8 protein-coding genes are annotated in these 17,153 nt (G+C 63.8%); 4 read left to right on the top strand and 4 right to left on the bottom strand.

Translation table 11 applies throughout. The features are described from left to right. The 3 genes from HHJ19_RS10030 to ppc all read right to left on the bottom strand — a co-directional run. The coding region (locus HHJ19_RS10030; protein WP_296906699.1) for a glucoamylase family protein at positions 1–6,292 on the bottom strand (6,292 nt) is incomplete at its 3' end. 4 nt (positions 6,293–6,296) lie between these two features. Next, entirely contained in the window at positions 6,297–6,527 is a 231-nt protein-coding gene (locus HHJ19_RS10025) for a hypothetical protein (RefSeq protein WP_296906696.1), read from the bottom strand. Positions 6,528–6,668: 141 nt separating this feature from the next. Then, positions 6,669–9,596 (bottom strand): phosphoenolpyruvate carboxylase, encoded by a 2,928-nt coding sequence (gene ppc, locus HHJ19_RS10020; RefSeq protein ID WP_296906694.1) that lies wholly within the window; start codon positions 9,594–9,596, stop codon positions 6,669–6,671. A gap of 80 nt (positions 9,597–9,676) precedes the next feature. Here ppc and hemC point away from each other — a divergent pair, with 80 nt between their 5' ends. Genes hemC through HHJ19_RS10000 form a run of 4 tightly spaced genes read left to right on the top strand, consistent with a single transcriptional unit; the run spans position 9,677 to position 13,997 of the window. Beyond that, on the top strand, positions 9,677–10,684 hold the full coding sequence (gene hemC, locus HHJ19_RS10015; protein WP_296906692.1) for a hydroxymethylbilane synthase: 1,008 nt from the start codon (positions 9,677–9,679) through the stop codon (positions 10,682–10,684). A 14-nt stretch (positions 10,685–10,698) separates the two neighbouring features. Next, positions 10,699–11,550: a uroporphyrinogen-III synthase gene (locus HHJ19_RS10010; protein WP_296906689.1), complete on the top strand. Its 852-nt coding sequence runs from the start codon at positions 10,699–10,701 to the stop codon at positions 11,548–11,550. Continuing rightward, entirely contained in the window at positions 11,540–12,685 is a 1,146-nt protein-coding gene (locus HHJ19_RS10005; RefSeq protein ID WP_296906685.1) for a uroporphyrinogen-III C-methyltransferase, read from the top strand. The genes HHJ19_RS10010 and HHJ19_RS10005 overlap by 11 nt, the downstream gene beginning before the upstream one ends. Before the next feature lie 22 nt (positions 12,686–12,707). Beyond that, a complete protein-coding gene (locus tag HHJ19_RS10000; RefSeq protein ID WP_296906681.1) occupies positions 12,708–13,997 on the top strand; it encodes a heme biosynthesis HemY N-terminal domain-containing protein in 1,290 nt (429 codons plus the stop codon). Between the two features lie 379 nt (positions 13,998–14,376). Here the strand turns inward: HHJ19_RS10000 and HHJ19_RS09995 are convergent. Further along, positions 14,377–17,153 (bottom strand): Rne/Rng family ribonuclease (locus HHJ19_RS09995; protein ID WP_296906678.1); only part of this gene is annotated, 2,777 nt, incomplete at its 5' end.

Raw genomic sequence — 17,153 nt, 5'->3', positions numbered from 1 at the left:
GCCTGCGGCCACGCGCGTCGCCCATTTGCCATTCCACCATGGCCACAGCGCGCAATCGCCGCCTTCCGCTGCCATACAGCCGAACCTGTACCTGAACCACTTTCACCGCCTCGGCGCGGTCCGCGAAGAAAGTCGTTTCTGTCTCCAGCTCTCCCTGCCTGCCTTCAAAGACCGTATAGCCCTGACCATGGCGTACGCGCCAGTGGCTGTCAGTGAGCGCAATGACGGAGGGTGAAAGGGGAAAGACCTGGCCGCTGTCCAGGTCCTGAAGCAGCCAATGCTCGAAAGCCGGGTCGCGTACCGGGTCGTTGGACCAAGGCGTGATCTGGTGCAGACGGCTGTTGCCGGCCCAGGTCAGGCCACTGCCGGTCTCCGATATCTGAAAGCCAAAGCCAGGGTTGGCAATCACGTTGACCCAAGGCCGGGGCGGGACCTGAGCGCCTTGAAGCTCGAATTGAAACTCGCCACTCTGAGAATCAAAATGGCCCAGCGGTGTAACTCCCGTTGCGGTGGAGGTTGCTGTCGCGTTCAAGGCGGAAGACGCCGCACGACCAAAAAATGCCGCCCGGCTTGTCGTGTTGGTCTGCTGAAATTGTCCGTTCTCGCGCAGGGCCGCAACCTGCACCTCCAACGGGCGGCCATCGGCCGTCAGCACGACCCGGGCAAGTCCGGACAGCGCGGCCTTCTCGCTAGCGGCTGTTTCATGCTCTCGCAGCAGGTAAAAACCTGAAGAGCGCTCTGCGCTGATGTTGTTCGGAAAACTGTGTTGGACGGCTTGCATCAGCCGGTCGCGCAGTGTCAGAATTTCCCGCTGCAGCGGCATCAGGTAGGAATTGGGTTCGCTGTTAAGCACCACCACATCTACGGCCAGGCCGCCAAATGTCCACCATGGTTGCGCCCGCAGCAGGGCGTTGACCAGCGGGATGCCAGCGGGAGTATGTATCCGTACCAGCACGATGGGCTTGTCGCCCGAAATGTCAAAGCGCCACAGTTGGCGCTGGTCCATCGGGCTGCGCTCGGCGCCCTGCCGGGGCGTGCTGTACATCAATGCCGTAGTCAGGTCCTGCAGCGACAGGTGTTCCGCAGGGGTCAGGGCCAAGTCGCGTAGCCGGACCTGGGCCAGCGTGGCGGCCATGCGGGTGGCTCGTTCGACGTGCATCGGTTGCAGGTATTTGTCAATGCGAAGGGCCAGCTCTTCGGTGGTTTCCGCCGCCGCGGTGGCGAAGCTCAGCCTCGCGATGGCACCGGGTGCCAGCCGTAGTCTGACGCGCAGGCTAGCCACCGGATCAAGGCCGTTGACGGGGCTGTTGTTCGCCTCGAATCGCTGCGCCAACAGCGCCGGCTGATGCTGCGGCTGATTCCGGCCGGCAAAGACCCGGCGATCAGCTATGCATTTCACTGAAATCAGGTCTGCGTCGGCCTCGGCCAGGAAGTGCGAGACCGCCATTTGCGGGTCGCCATGCAGGCGCGGGCGGCGCGTCAGCATCAGAGCGCGCCATTGCGGTTCCCAGCGGGTCTGGACGAACAGATTCGAGAAGGCCGGGTGCGCCTCGTCGGCGCGCGGGTCCGCCAGCACGGCCTCAAAGCAGGACACGAGCTCCAGCCGCAGCTCGGTGCGACCCGTGTTGTGCAACTGCACGGTGCGCAGTTCAGTGTCATCCTCGGGGCTACCCAGAACCGTGATGGTGGTGCTCAGCGCATCGCCTTGGGCGTCAAACTGGACCCGGTCAGCCATGAAGCGGGCATGGTAGCGCCAGCCCGGGCCCGGAGCTGGCGTCGCAGTGAGCGAGACCATGCTACGCTGGCCGCTGCGCCTGAGGTAAAAGAAGCTGCCGTAGCCGTCGCGCAGCAAATCGTCACGCCAACGTGTGATGTTGCGCCCTTGCCAGCGGCTGAGCCCGGCGCCATTGGCTCGCAGTGCGACGTTGTAGCGACCGTTAGACAACAGATGGGTGGGTTTCCATCCTGCCTTTAGCGGCTGGACGTTGCGCGACTGGAAAACCGGCTCCAGACTATGGCCATCGGGCTCGGGCGGCAGGCGCGGATTGGCGCTTTCTACAATCTGGCGTGGTGTGCGTTCATGTAGCAGCGTCTCATGTGCGGCGACCTGTGCGTCGGCGGAAAACCAGCGCCTGGGCGCGTCAAGGCGCAGCACATTGCATAGCGCCACCAGGGACATGCCTTGGTGATGCGCCATGAATGCCTGGACGATGCTGAAAGCCTGTTTATCCGGCTGGCGCGATACCGTGAAGTCTAGCGCCTCAAACATGCCAAACTCGCCGCGCGCGCCCAGCCGCTCAAGTTGCTTGAGATTGGCGACCGCCGCGCGAGGCGCAAAAAGCGTGGCCAGCAAAGTGGCATACGGCGCCACCACCCGGTCGGCCAGCGGCGTGCGGCGCAACGCCAGACGCGGCACGCCGAAGGGCGAATACTGGTAAGCCAACGAGTGGTCCTGGCCAAAATAGGCCGATTCCGATATGCCCCAAGGCAGCTGTTGGGCGCTGCCAAAGGCCCGCTGCGCGGCCACCGCAGTGTGAGCCGCTGTCTGCAGTAAGCCATGCCCTGGCTCATGCATTAGCAGCGATGGCATCAGGTATTCGAACATGGAGCCTGACCAGGATTTGAGCCCCGGTGTCCCGTCGACCGACAGGAAAGGTCGGCCTAATGCCGTCCAGTGGCGGCGCGGTACATCGCCCTTGGCAATGGCAAGGAAGCTGGTTAACCGTGACTCGGAGGCTAGCAGGTCGTAATAACTGGCGTCCAGCGACTGCTCCTCCACCCGCAAGCCGATATGGAAAAGATGCCTTTTGCTGTCGTACAGGCAATGGAAATCCATGGCCGCGTACAGTGCCTGGCAGCGATCGGCCAGCCGCAACAGGCTACCCTGCGCCACCGGCCCATCGGCCCTGCCCTCGGCAAGGCTGATGCAGGCCTGCGCCACAGCTAGGAGCAGGCCTGCGAGGTTTCCGCTGTCCACCGTGGAAACATAGGCAGGCTGCAGAATGGCAAGCGTGCGGGTGTCGTACCAGTTGAACAGGTGGCCGTGGTGTTTCGGCAACTGCTCAATAGTGTCCAGAGTTGCTTCCAGGCGCTTGACAAGCTCGCCCGTGCTGATCCAGCCGAATTCGCGCGCGCAACAGACCGCAAGTAGATACAGGCCGACGTTGGTTGGTGATGTGCGGTGAGCCAGCGTTGGCTCGGGAACAAGTTGCAGGTTGTCAGGCGGCAGGTGGTTGTCCTCGGCGCCGATGCAGCGTTCAAAAAAGCGCCAAGTGTCGCGGGCCAGGGTTTCCAGGTAGCGCCTGTCTTTTCCGTGTAGACCCTGGATCGCGTTTTGTGGGCACGGCAGGCTTGCCCACCATGCGGCCAGCGGTGACGCAGCCCAAAACAGAAATAGCAGCATGCCTGCCCACGGATGGGCCGCCCATGGCGCGACGATGACCAGCGCCGCGCAAAGCAGCGACGCTGGTGCATGTTGGCGCAGAAAAACCGGAAAAGCGTTGCTGGATGCTGCCTGGGCCTGTGCGGCAGTCGTCCACTCCAGCAGCAGGCGACGGCTTATCAGCATGCGCCAGAGGGAACGTACCGCCGCGTCCAGCAGCATCAGCGCCTGCACCGGCAGCTGGCTGAATTGCCAAGCGGCAGCGCCAACCGTGCGTACCAGTTCGCCGCTACCGACCTGAAAAAAGTGATGCCACGCAATGCCGCGGCGCGTCGGCACTAGGCCTGCCAGCGCCCCCAAGAGGGGTCCGGCGAGCAGCGCGGCCAGAGTCACCAGCAAGGCTGCGGAGAGTGGCAGCGACCCGGTGAAGATCACCCAGATTATCAGCGCGAAAGAGCCCGGCATGACAAGCGAACGACGCAGGTTGTCGCCCATCTTCCACACACCCAGCGCATCGATGCCGTAGCGCCTTGCATGCCACATGAGCGGCAGCAGCTGCCAGTCGCCGCGGGTCCAGCGATGGTTGCGTGCAGCAGCCACGCCCGCATGGTGCGGATGATCCTCTATTAGCGCCACGTCGCTGACAAAGCCGCAGCGCGCGATACTCCCCTCCAGCAAGTCGTGGCTCAGAACGGATTCTCCGGGCAGGCGCTCATCCAGAACGGCATGAACCGCCTCGACGTGCAGCAGCCCTTTGCCGCTGAAGCTGCCGGTACCGAAGAGGTCTTGATAGACGTCCGAAATGCCGCTGCTATAGGGGTCGATTCCGCACTGGCCGGCAAACAGCCGGTGGTAGGGCGTGTATTGCGGCGGTCCTGGCAATGGCGTCACCACGCGCGGCTGCAGAATGCCGTAGCCGCTCACGACGCGACGCAATGCCTTGTCGACGCGTGGCGCATTGAGCGGGTGGGCCGCCACGGCGACAAGTTCGCGCAATGCGCCCGGTGGCAGGCCGGTGTCGCTGTCCAGCGTGACAACATAGCGTATGCCATCGGCAAGCCTAAGGCCGTGGGCCAATGGCGTGAAACCCTCCATGCTGCCAGTCGCAAGCAGGCGAAGCAGTTGTTCGAGTTTGCCACGCTTGCGCTCCCAGCCCAGCCAGCGTTGCTGGGTCTTGCACCAGCTGCGTGGACGATGCAGAAGCAGGAATCGCGGTGGTGCGTCTGCTGCAGCCCCATATCGCGCATTCAGTGTCGCCAGCCGCGCCAGCGCGTCCTGGAGCACGGCGACGTCGCCGGGGAGGCTGACGCTGGTTGCGTCAACCCAGTCCGTGAGCAAGGCAAACTGTGCTTCGCTCTCGCGGTTGGCGAGCCAGTGCCATTCCAGGCGCTGCATCAGCTCATGGTTGAACTCCGCAGAACTCAGCAGCGTCGGAATAACCACCAGCACGCGGTGCTCGGGTGGGATGCCGCCGGAGAAGTCCAGCCGCGCCAGCGAACGTACCTCCAGCGACTCGGCAATCAGGCGGTGCATAAAAGCTGCGACCGCCTCCGAAGCGGGCCAGGCCAGGAGAAACAAGGCGAGGATGGCCTGCCACGCATGCACGTCGACATGGCGGGCAACCAGGAAAACGGCCAGCAGGGTCGCCAGGGCCATGACGGCCACGTACAGGGTCAAATGCCACTCGCGCCGGCCCGCGCGAGTGCGGGTGCCGTGCGTCGCCATGCCAAGCGAATTTTCAAGCCTGATGCGACCGTCGCCAATCAGGTAAAAGCCTGCTGTGCGCTCAGCTGCTGCCGCGGACAGGCCACCGGGTACATCAAGCGCCGCAGCGACAACCGCCTCGGCCACTTCGCGCTCGGAAGTTATGGCTTGCCGCGCCAGCCGTTCCATGGACTGAGTGATTTGTTGACGCGTCTGTTCACTTTCGTGCTTGAAGCTGGGCAACTGTCTGAGTACTCGCAAGGACCGACTCACCGGGTCTATCAGGTCTACCCAGTCCACCTGTCCTATCAGGCGCAAAGTGGTGATGATGTTGCCCACCGTAAGGTTAGACGCTACCTGGGCGGTCTGGCTCTCGAGCATCAGCGCGTGACCGTCCGGGCAATGCCTCTCAGTCCAGCGCACCACTGCGGGCGAAGTTTTCAGCAGCTCCGTCGGCATGCGCTGCCAGAGCTGGGTCAGGTAACTGCGCTGCAGGCCACGCTGCCTCATCAATGCGTAGATCGCATCAAGCCCGCTGTCGTCCAGCCGCAGCGCGCTGTCCCAGACCGCATGGGCCACTTCGCGTGCCACCTTGCCTTGAGCGATGTCGTCAGCCATCCGGCGAAGGTTTTCCAGCAACACCACCCGCAACGTGGTCGGCAGGGCCCACAGTTCGCTCAGGCGCAACTCGCTGCAATCCTGGTAGGCGTTAAGAAAAGCCGTAAATACTTCCGGATCAAGGACGCTGTCGGTGTGCGCCACATAGGCCCAGGCGATGCCGTAAACACGCGGCAGGCCCTGCAATGGCGCTGCCGCGAGCTTCGGCAGGCTGGTGTAGTAACTGCGCGGCACACCCTCACGGATTTGCTGCAGCTGAGCTTCGATCAGCGGAAAATTGTCAAGCAGCCACTCGGCGGCAGGTGTGGCGTAATGACCACTGAGTGAAGTCAGTGCGACGTAATCGTAGGCTTTGCGGAGTGCAACCAGGTTTTCTTCAACACGGGGAAAAAAAGAAGCGTGGTGACGCGATTCGGCATCTGATTCAACGATCTGCGCTCGCGCCAGACTGCGGCCATGCTCTTCAAAACGCTGGATACCAAACAGCTCGGCGCGGATTGGGGGCTCGGCTTCCGAGCCGCTTGCCTGCAGGATTTTTCGGGCTTGAAGACTGAGCGTTACCAGCCGGTCGAGTACTGCGGCGTCCACTCCCTCAGGCCAAAACCAACAAGACCAGGCTGCAGGTCACCAGCAAAGCCCCGGTGGTAACAAGCCGCGGCGCCGTCACCGCGTGCACGGTTTCAAGTGTGGCGCGCAGGGTAAAAAATCGCCCGCGAGACTGCTTGCACTCGGTCATGTGCGAAGCGAGGGCCATAAAATCACTGGAAACAATTTCGTGGCTCAGCGCAAAGCGGCTTGAAGCATTGACAGCGGAAGGGTTCATGATGCTTGATCTCCTGGAGATACGCCAGCGCCGCAACCGCGCGGCGCACTGTAGCGCGTATGTGTTCATGCTAAGGGTCAGGAGCATCGGCTGGTATCGGACGGCACCGGCCCCCCTGTAGGACCGGGCCGACAGTCGGGGTCAGCCAGTATTTCGCAAACCGGCGGCAATCCCGTTGATCGAAATGTGGATGCCAGTCTGAACGCGCTGATCGGTCTGACCCTCACGATAGCGGCGCACTAACTCGACCTGCAAATGATGCAACGGGTCAATGTAGGGAAAGCGGTGGCGGATCGACCTTTGCAGGGATGCATTGCCCGCCAGTCGCTGTTTTTCGCCTGTGATCAGCGTCAGGGTGTCTGCTGTTCGCAGCCACTCGGCCTCGATGGCGCTAAAAATTCTTTTGCGCAGCCTGGCGTCGCTGACCAGTTCGGCATAGCGCGAAGCCAGCGCCAGATCGCTTTTGGCCAGCACCATGTCCATGTTGCTGAGCAAGGTGCGAAAAAACGGCCACTGCCGGTACATTTTTTGCAACAGGCTCAAGGCTTCCTTGCGGCTGGCGGGCGAGCCGCCCTGGTTGAGAAACTGCTCGATCGCCGAGCCAAAACCATACCAGCCCGGCAAGGTCAGCCGGCATTGACCCCAGCTGAAGCCCCAGGGAATCGCGCGCAGGTCTTCAATCTTCTGTGAAGGCTTGCGCGAGGCCGGACGCGAGCCGATATTGAGCTCGGCGATCTCGCGGATCGGCGTGGCGCTGAAAAAGTATTCAGTGAAACCGGGGGTTTCGTAGACCAGCGCGCGGTAAGCCGCCATGCTGGCTTGCGAGAGTTCTGCTGCGGTCTGCAAAAAAGCCTTTGTCGCCGGTTTGGTGGGTTGCAGCAGCGTGGCCTCCAGCGTGGCCGCTACCAGAGTTTCGAGATTGCGTCTGCCAATTTCCGGGTTGGCGTATTTGGAGCCGATTACCTCACCTTGCTCGGTCAGGCGGATCTGCCCGCGCACCGTGCCGGGCGGCTGCGCCAGAATAGCCTGGTAGCTCGGACCTCCGCCACGCCCCACTGTGCCGCCCCGGCCATGGAACATCCTCAGGATAATGTTGTGCGAGTTGGCAAGTTTATCGAACAGCTCCACCAAGGCGATTTCCGCGCGGTAGAGCTCCCAGTTGCTGGTAAAGATGCCGCCGTCCTTGTTGCTGTCGCTGTAGCCCAGCATGATGTCCTGCTCCGCGCCGCTGCGCTGCACCAGTTGCGCGATGCCAGGCAAGGCATAGAACTCCCGCATGATGCGTGCCGCATTTCGCAGGTCTTCAATGGTTTCAAACAGCGGCACCACAATGAGGTCATGCGTGGCCTCGGGCCGCCCCGGGACGCGGCCACTCCCCTGAAAGGTTTCCAGCACGCCGTGCATCAGACCGACTTCTTTTTGTAGCAGTAGCACCTCCAGCAGATCGCTCACCGTTTCGGTGTGGCTGATGATGTAGTGGCGAATCGCCTCCTTTCCAAAGCGGGCGCGTGCCGTGAGCGCAGCTTCAAAAATCGCCAGCTCGCTTTGGGCAAGGTCTGAATAAATGGCGCCCAGAACCCGCAGCGGCCGGGCGTCATTGAGCTGCTTGAGCAGCAGCGTGCGCTTGGCCATCTCGTCCAGGCTGGCGTAGCTGTCTTCCAGGCGTGCCACAGCCAGCAGTTCGGCGACCACTTCTTCGTGTTTGTCGGAACTCTGGCGCAAATCGACCGTAGCAAGGTGAAAGCCAAACACTTCCACGGCCCGGATCAGAGGATGCAGGCGTTGGGCAATAAGGGCTTCGCCGTGACGGTTCTTTAGCGAAGCCTCAATGATGCGCAGGTCGGCCAGAAACTCTTCGGCCCGGGCATAGGCGTTTTGTGGCGCCACGGCATGGCGTGCAGCCTCGCCACCGGTCAGTTCCCTCAGCGTGGCGGCGAGCCGGGCATATACCCCGGTCAGGGCCCTCCTGTAGGGTTCGTCCCTGCGGTGTTCGTTGGTGTCGGGTGAACTTTCCGCCAGGGCCAGCATGTCCGGGCTGAAGGTCACCAGCATGGCGGACATGGACAATTCTCCGCCCAGTAGATGCACCTCGGTCAGGTAGTGGCGTAGCGCCACGTCAGCCTGACGGCGCAGCGCGTAGTTGAGGGTTTCGGCGGTGACGTTGGGGTTGCCGTCGCGGTCGCCGCCTATCCACTGGCCCATACGCAAAAAGCTGTGCACTGGCTGGTTACCCAGCTCGCGCTCCAGGTTGGCGTAAAGCTTGGGAATTTCGCGTAGAAAGGTCGCCTCGTAATAACTCAGCGCATTTTCGATTTCGTCAACCACCGTAAGCTTGGAAAAGCGCAGCAAACGCGTTTGCCACAGCTGCATGACGCGGGCGCGCAGCTGCGCTTCGTTGGTGGCCAGCTCGCGCGGTGTTAACGCGTCCTTGCTGACGCTGGTCGGGCTCATGGCCAGCGCCAGCGCCTTGATGCCGTCGCGCGCAGTCAGCAGCTGCGCGATGCCACGTTCGGCATCCAGAATGCTTTTGCGCTGCACTTCGGTCGGGTGTGCGGTCAGCACCGGCGACACAAAGCTGTGTGCCAGCGTGTTGGCGATGGTTTTGGGCGCTATGCCGGCCCAGCGCAGTCGGGCCAGGGCTACTTCTATGCTGCCTTCCTGGGTGTCACCGGCGCGTTCGTGAACGGCGCGGCGGCGGATGTGGTGGCGGTCTTCGGCCAGATTGGCCAGATGGCTGAAATAGGTGAAGGCGCGAATCACGCTGACGGTCTGGTCGCCCGACAGCCCCTTGAGTAGTTTTTTCAGCGCCTTGTCGGCATCCTGGTCGGCGTCGCGGCGAAACGCCACCGACAGCTTTCGCACCTGCTCTATCAGCTCGTACGCGGCAATACCTTCCTGGTCTCGTATCACGTCGCCAAGAATCCGGCCGAGCAGGCGTATGTCTTCGACCAGAGGGCGTTCGTTGTCACGGGATCGCCCGGAAGGTTTGGATTGAAGCGGCACCTTCACGCTTTCCTTGCCGTCATCGAGACTTTCCCTGCTTTTTTTTGTTCGTGCGGTCGTCTGCATCGTTGGCCCTTGGTCAGTGTCTTCGGTATCAGGGCACATGCTAGCATTCACATCCTCTATAGATTACCGACAGGTTACCAGTGGCTGCAGCGTTTAAACCCTCCCCGAAAACCGTCAAGGTCGTGATTGCCACACGCGAAAGCCGGCTGGCCATGTGGCAGGCCGAGCACGTCAAGGCACTGTTGGAGGAGCGCCTCGGCTGGCAGGTAGAACTGCTCGGCATGACGACCCAGGGCGACCAGATACTGGACCGCTCGCTCAGCAAGGTGGGTGGCAAGGGTCTGTTCGTGAAGGAACTTGAAGTCGCGCTGAGCGAAGGGCGGGCCGATCTGGCCGTGCATTCGCTCAAGGACGTGCCGATGGACCTGCCCGAAGGTTTTGCGCTGGCCTGCGTGCTCGAGCGCGAAGATCCGCGCGACGCCTTTGTCTCCAACCAGTTTGCCTCGCTTGCCGCGCTGCCGCAGGGCGCCGTCGTCGGCACGTCCAGCTTGCGCCGGCTGGTGCTGCTCAGGGCGATGCGGCCCGATCTTGAGATCCGGCCGCTGCGCGGCAATCTGGACACACGCCTGCGCAAGCTTGACGAGGGCCTGTACCACGGCATCGTGCTGGCTGCGGCGGGCCTGAAGCGTCTGGGACTCGAATCGCGCATTCGCAGCCCTTTTGCGCTCGCCGACATGCTGCCGGCTGCCGGGCAGGGTGCGTTGGGGGTCGAGGTGCGCGCTGACCGGAGCGATCTGCTGCAGGCGCTGGCTGGCCTGGCGCATCAGCCTACCTGGCTGGCTGTGACGGCCGAGCGCACCGTCTCGCGCGCTATGGGCGGCAGTTGCTCCATGCCTCTGGCGGCCTTCACCCAGGGCTCGGCCACCGACGGCAGCGGCCATGAGATGCAGCTCAGTGCGGCTTGGGGTGACCCCGTCGGCGTGGATGTGCTGAGTGGCGCCTCGGCCGTGCCGCCAACGCCGCTGGTGCAGGTCAGCAAAACCGCCATGGTACGTACTTTTGAAGAGGCCGAGGCGCTGGGCGAAGCGGTGGCGGCGCGCTTGCGTGCCGGCGGTGCTGTGTGGGCGGCCAACGCGCCGACCGCGTAAGGCCGACGCCCGGCATGAGCACCGTCCGCGTCCTGGTGACCCGGCCCGCAGCTGACGCGCAGCATTGGGCGCAGGTGCTGCGGCAGGGCGGCATTGAGGCCGAGGTTTTTCCGCTGATTGAAATCGCTTCCTTGCAGCCCGCTGCCAGCATGCGGGCAATTGAACAGGCTTGGCTGGCACTGCAAAGCTACTCCGCATGCATGTTCGTCAGCGGCCACGCCGTGGAGCACTTTTTCAAGCAAAATCTGCTTGCGGTCCATGGAGTACGGCTGCAAGATGCTATTGATAAAATAGCAAGCCCGCGTTTCATGGCGCCCGGACCAGGCACGGTCGCCGCGCTGCTGGCCGCAGGCGTTGCCCCCGCCCGCATCGATGCGCCTGCGCCCGACGCGCCGCAGTTTGATTCGGAAGCCTTGTGGCAAGTCATTGGCCAGCGCGACTGGCAAGGACGACGCATCCTGGTGGTGCGCGGGCAAAGCGCTGACGCCACGCCGGGTAGCAGTGGCTCATCAGGCCGCGACTGGCTTGCCCGTCAATGGGCCGCGGCCGGTGCGCAGGTGGATTTTTTGAGCGTGTACGAGCGCCGGCCACCCACGCTGAGCGCCGCACAACGGCAGCGCGCGGTGGCCGCCAGCGCGGACGGCTCGGTCTGGCTGTTCAGTAGTTCCGAGGCTGTGGCCAATCTGGCGGGGATGCCGCGCATGCAGGGCCTGGACTGGAGCGGCGCATGCGCGCTGGTCACCCATCCGCGCATTGCCGCGACGGTGCGGGCGCTTGGCTGGGGTGTTGTTGTGGAGTCACGGCCCGCGCTGGAGGACGTCAGGCAGACGCTTGGCTCGATAGAATCAGGCCTCAATGAGCGATAGTCCCATAGCCTTGCCTTCCCTGCCCGACGCCGAGCCCGTGCCGGAGCGTGGACGGCCCAAAAATGGGTCGGCAAATGCTTGGCTAGTGCCTCGCAACTGGCTGCTGCTGCTTGCCGCGCTGGTCGCTGCCGCTCTAGTGTGCAGCGCTTTGCTGTGGCAAAAGCTTGGCACTATCCAGGAAGAACTGGCGCGCCGCAGTCTTGACTCCAGCGCGCAGGCTATCGAGGCGCGCACGCTGGCGCGCGAGGCCCGTGAGGGTACGCGCGAGTTGTCGGCGCGGCTGGCAATGCAGGAAACCCGCCTCAGCGAAGTCAGCCTGCAGCGCAGCCAGCTTGAGGAGTTGATGCAGAGCCTGTCCCGGTCGCGTGATGAAAATCTGGTAGTCGATGTGGAGTCTGACCTGCGACTGGCGCAGCAGCAGGCACAACTGACCGGCAGCGCCGAACCCTTGCTGGCGGCGCTCAAGTCGGCGGAGAATCGCTTGCAGCGCGCGGCCCAGCCCCGCCTCAATCCCCTGCAGCGTGCAATTGCTCGCGACATCGACCGCATCAAGGGCGCCAGCGTCACCGACGTGCCTTCGCTGATGATCAAGCTTGACGAACTGGTTCGCCTGGTCGACGATTTGCCGGTCGCCAACGCGATGGTGGCCAACAGCGCGCCCCGACCGGCTGCTGTTGCGGACGGCGCGGTTGAACGCCCGGCTGGCGTCAAGGCCGGTGCACCGGTCGCTGGCAAGTCCTCGTGGCTGGGGTTTGACTCCTTGTCACTTCAGGCCTGGTCGCAGCGCACACTGGGTAGCTTGTGGGAAGAAGCCCGGAAATTGTTGCGGGTGAGCCGCATCGATCAGCCCGAGGCCGCTTTGCTGGCGCCGGAGCAATCTTTTTTCCTGCGTGAAAACCTCAAGCTCAGGCTGCTCAATGCACGACTGGGGCTGCTTTCGCGGCAGACCGAAGTGGCGCGGACCGATCTGCTCAGCGCCTCAACCTGGCTGGGTAAATACTTTGATCCGGCTTCGCGCAGAACCCAGGTTGCAGTGCAACTGCTGGCCCAGGTGCAGAGCCAGCTCAAAAACAGCGAGTTGCCGCGGCTCGATGAAACCATGGCCGCGCTCGCCACCGCGGCAACGGGTCGGTAAACGGGCCGGAGCGAAATACACCATGCGCGCCGCTCTCTGGTTCCTGGCCCTGTTTGGCGTGGCTGTGGCGATTGCCCTGTTTGCCGGCAACAACCAGGCGGTCGTCACCGTCTTCTGGCCGCCGCACCGGCTGGATATTTCGTTCAACCTCATGGTGCTGCTGCTGGCCGGGCTGTTCATGCTGCTCTACTTGGCATCGCGCGCTGTATCGGCCGTGTTTTCGCTGCCGCTTGAGGCCAGGCGCTGGCGCGCCCAGCAAAAGGAGCGCGCCATGTACGGCGCGCTGATGGACGCGCTGGCGCATCTGATGGCCGGGCGTTACATCCGCGCTTCCAAGTCGGCGCAGAACGCGCTGGCGCAGGAAAAAAGCCTGGGCGTGGCCGCTGACCCCTCGGGACACGCCAGCGGCCACAGTGCCAGCCTGGCCAGCCAGCTGCGTTCGCTGGCGCACCTGCTGGTGGCCGAAAGTGCGCAGGCGCTGCAAAACCGGAGCTTGCGGGATCAGCACCTGGAAAAGGCGCTGCAGAGTTCGGCCCAGCGCCATGCGCACGAGGTGCGCGAGGGTGTGCAGTTTCGCGCCGCCCGCTGGGCACTGGAGGATCGCGACGCCAGCGCGGCACTGGACTGGCTGGGCCAGCTGCCGCAGGGCGCTGCCAGACGCACGCTGGCCCTGCGCATGAAGCTGCGCGCCGCCCGCTATGCCCGGCAAACCCCGCAGGCGCTGGAAACCGCGCGCCTGCTTGCCAAACACCGCGCCTTTTCGCCGGACGCCGCGCAGAGCATCGTGCGTGGCCTGGCGCTGGAGCTGCTTGATGACGCGCACGATCCGTCCCAGCTGCAGCGGGCCTGGCACTCACTCGACGACAACGAGCGTGCCATGCCCGAGCTGATGGTCCATGCCGCGTCGCGGCTGATGGCGCTCGATGGTGACCCCGACATGGCCCGTTCCTGGCTTCTGCCGGTGTGGGAAAACATGATGGACAGCCGCTCCGAACTGGGCGACAAGCTGCGCCTCAAACTGATTGGGGTCCTCGAAGCCGGCCTGGGGTCCCTCGATGCGGCGTGGCTGGCGAGTATTGAAGCCGCGCAGCGCAGCCGTCCGCGCGATGCCAATCTCCAGTACCTGGCCGGCATGGCCTGCCTGAGCCGCCAGCTCTGGGGCAAGGCCCGTCAGCTGCTGTCTCAGGCGGCGCCGGCCCTGCAGGACCGCACGCTGCACCGCAATGCCTGGCGCGCCCTGGCCGAGCTGGCCGAGCAGCGCGAGGATGAAGCGGCGGCTGCCGAGGCTTACAAGCGGGCGGCGCAGTTTTAACCTGCCAATGTTTTCTAGCAGCGGGCTCTCGGAAAGCGACTCGGCTCCGTCGCCGCTCCCGCTGCCTAGACAGCAGGGCAAGGGCACTCCATACGATGGCGATGGAACCTCGCCCGCGCAGACTTGTCCGATCAGCCGTTGACATCGCGGTAGCCCGGCAGCGCAATCAGGTGCGGCGTCAGCCCGGTCAGGCTTGGCGCGCAAGCCGCGTCATGAGTGCATAACGTCCGATGTACCTGGCCCCTTCCCGATGAGATGTCATGCCCATTGGGCCTTACTTTTCCGAAAAAAAGCCGCACCCTGGGATGCGGCTTTTTTTGATTCAGACTGACTTCCAGCAGCGCTTTTTTCAAGTGCCCGGGCAGGCCTTCGCCAGGCGTTAGCCCGCCGAACCTTCGAACGGCAACGGCATGGTGCCCAAGTCGCGTTTGGTTTCGACCAGCACCAGCGGCGCTTCCGCAGACACCATCACGAGAGGGCGCTCGCGTGGCACCTGCACGGGCTTGACTTCAGCGGCCATCGCCGCTTTGGCTTCGGCAATTTTCGTCGCGTCGGAATTGACCCACTGCAGGCCCGAACCCTGCGCCACCTGGATCAGATCCTGCAACGGCAGGTCGTAAGTCTGAATCTTGGGCAGGACACCGGCAACGGGTGCCGGCGCAATCGCTGGCGTCGTCACCGGAGCCGGCCTTGGCGATGCAGCAGGCACGGGTGCAGGCGCAGCGGGAACGGCGGACTGCGGCGCTGTCGGTGCTAAAAATTCAATAGCAGACGAGATCCGTTCTTGCTGGACCTGAGGCTGCTTTAGCTCTGAAAACTCGGATTTGACCGGAGTTGCACTGCCTTCGACAGGCTGCTCATTGCGCTCGCCGCGTTCACGCCGGTCGCGGCCATAACGGTCGCGGCTGCGGCGTTCGCGTGGCTGACGATCCTGGCCTTCGTCCTGGCCTTCGGGGCGGACCTGAATGTCGGTTGAAGACGCTGGAACAACCGGGTTGCCAGCCTCGTCCGGACCGGCCACGACGGCCGGGTGCGCAGCGTCAAAGCTGTCAGTCTGAAGCGCCGCTGCAGGCGCGCTGCCGTTTTCAGGACGATCGCCACGGCGATCATTGCGACGGCCAGCGCGCTCGCCACGTTCCCGGCGGCCATCGTTGCGCTCCTCGCTGCGGCCTTCACCGCGTGCACCTTGCTGGCGTTCGCCCTCACGGTCAGCATCTGGCGCAACCCGTTCCTGGCGCGGCGCGCTGGTTTCGTTCATGGCAGCAGCCATTGCCGCCTGGTTGGCCAGTGCCAGATCCTGCTCTACGGCATCACGCGGGATGCGCTCGCCCCGTTCTGGCCGCTCGGCACGGTCACTGCGATCGCGGCGGTTGCGGTCGCCACGGCCTTCGCGGCTCTGGCTCTCGCTGCGTGGCTGGGCTTCGCCAGCGTTGTCGCTGCGGCCTTCATTGCGATTTTCACCGGCCGGGCGTTCCTGGCGCTCCTGGCGGCCGCCTTCGGCGCGTCCTTCAGGACTGCGTTCACGGCGCTCGCCGCCACGGCCTTCACCGCGATTATCGCGGCCGTCGCGGCTTTCCCTGCCCTCTGAACGAGCTTCTCCACGATTCTCCGGGCGGTTCTCGGTACGGGCTTCGCCGGTACCAGCGCCTGCTTCGCCACGGCCTTCACCGCGGCTGCGACCACCGCGCCGGCCATCACGGCCACCGCGCTCGGAGCGTTCACCGCGCTCTCCGCGCCCTTCAGGGCGGGCGTCGCGGCGAGCTTCGCCTGGGCGCACGTCATTTTTTACTTCAACCGGCACCGGGGCGGCCACTGGCGCTTGCTCGTCGCTGAACAAGCTCTTGAGCCAGCCAAAAATTCCTTTTTCCACCACGGGCACAGTCGCCACGGGTGCCGGGCGCGGCACTGCTATCGGCGCGGCAACGGCTGCTGGGGCAGCCGGTTTGGGCGGGGCCTGGGGAGCCGGTGCATCGGGCAGCACGCCTTTAATGATGGGTTCCTGCTTGTTGTGCTTTTCCTGGCTGCGACGCGTCACCAGGGTCGGGTCTTCGATTTCTTCGGCCATCTTGTAGCTGGCTTCGATGTTGTCCAGGCGCGGGTCGTCGTGCTTCAGGCGTTCCAGTCGGTAGTTGGGCGTTTCCAGCGTCTTGTTGGGAACCAGCAGCACGTTGATGCGCTGTTTCATCTCGATCTTGCTGATTTCCGAACGCTTTTCATTGAGCAGGAAAGACGCCACATCGACCGGCACCTGGCACAGCACCGACGCCGTGCTGTCCTTCAGGGATTCTTCCTGGATGATGCGCAGAATCTGCAGCGCCGAGCTTTCGGTATCGCGGATATGGCCGGAACCACCGCAGCGCGGGCAGGGGATTGACGCGCCTTCTGATAACGCAGGCCGCAGGCGTTGTCGGCTCATCTCCATCAGGCCGAACTTGCTAATGGTGCCGAACTGGACTCTAGCCCGGTCTTGTCGCAGCGCATCGCGCAGACGGTTTTCAACGTCGCGGCGGTTACGCGACTCTTCCATGTCGATGAAGTCGATGACGATCAGGCCGCCCAGGTCACGTAGGCGCATCTGGCGCGCCACTTCGTCGGCGGCTTCCAGGTTGGTGCGGGTGGCGGTTTCCTCGATGTCGCCACCCTTGATAGCGCGCGCCGAGTTGACGTCAACCGAAACCAGTGCTTCGGTGTGGTCGATCACGATGGCGCCGCCGGAGGGCAACTGTACGGTGCGGGCGTAGGCCGACTCGATCTGGTGCTCGATCTGGAAGCGGCTGAACAGTGGTGCGTCGTCGCGGTAGCGCTTGACGCGGTGCTCGTGCTCGGGCATCACATGCGCCATGAATTGGCGCGCCTGTTCGTAGACGTCGTCGGTGTCGAACAGGATGTCGCCAATGTCGCTGTTGAAGTAATCGCGGATGGCGCGAATCACCAGGCTCGATTCCTGGTAAATCAGGAAGGCGCCCTTGCCACCTTTGCCGGCGCCGTCAATCGCGGTCCAGAGCTTGATCAGGTAGTTCAGGTCCCATTGCAATTCGGGTGCGCTGCGGCCAATGCCGGCGGTACGGGCGATGATGCTGGAGCCGCCAGGGTATTCCAGCTGGTCCATGGCTTCCTTGAGGTCGGCCCGGTCTTCGCCCTCAATACGGCGGCTCA

Source organism: Polaromonas sp. (assembly GCF_012927415.1).
In the GTDB taxonomy this organism is placed as follows: Bacteria; Pseudomonadota; Gammaproteobacteria; order Burkholderiales; family Burkholderiaceae_C; genus Polaromonas.
The sequence above is the reverse complement of the archived record's forward strand: the minus strand, read 5'-3'. Positions and strand labels throughout refer to the sequence as shown.

Bases quoted from the DNA above. Each gene is read 5' to 3' on its own strand.
- HHJ19_RS10025 (WP_296906696.1), bottom strand. From the start codon at position 6,527: ATGAACCCTTCCGCTGTCAATGCTTCAAGCCGCTTTGCGCTGAGCCAC.
- ppc (WP_296906694.1), bottom strand. From the start codon at position 9,596: ATGCAGACGACCGCACGAACAAAAAAAAGCAGGGAAAGTCTCGATGAC.
- HHJ19_RS10010 (WP_296906689.1), top strand. From the start codon at position 10,699: ATGAGCACCGTCCGCGTCCTGGTGACCCGGCCCGCAGCTGACGCGCAG.
- HHJ19_RS10005 (WP_296906685.1), top strand. From the start codon at position 11,540: ATGAGCGATAGTCCCATAGCCTTGCCTTCCCTGCCCGACGCCGAGCCC.
- HHJ19_RS10000 (WP_296906681.1), top strand. From the start codon at position 12,708: ATGCGCGCCGCTCTCTGGTTCCTGGCCCTGTTTGGCGTGGCTGTGGCG.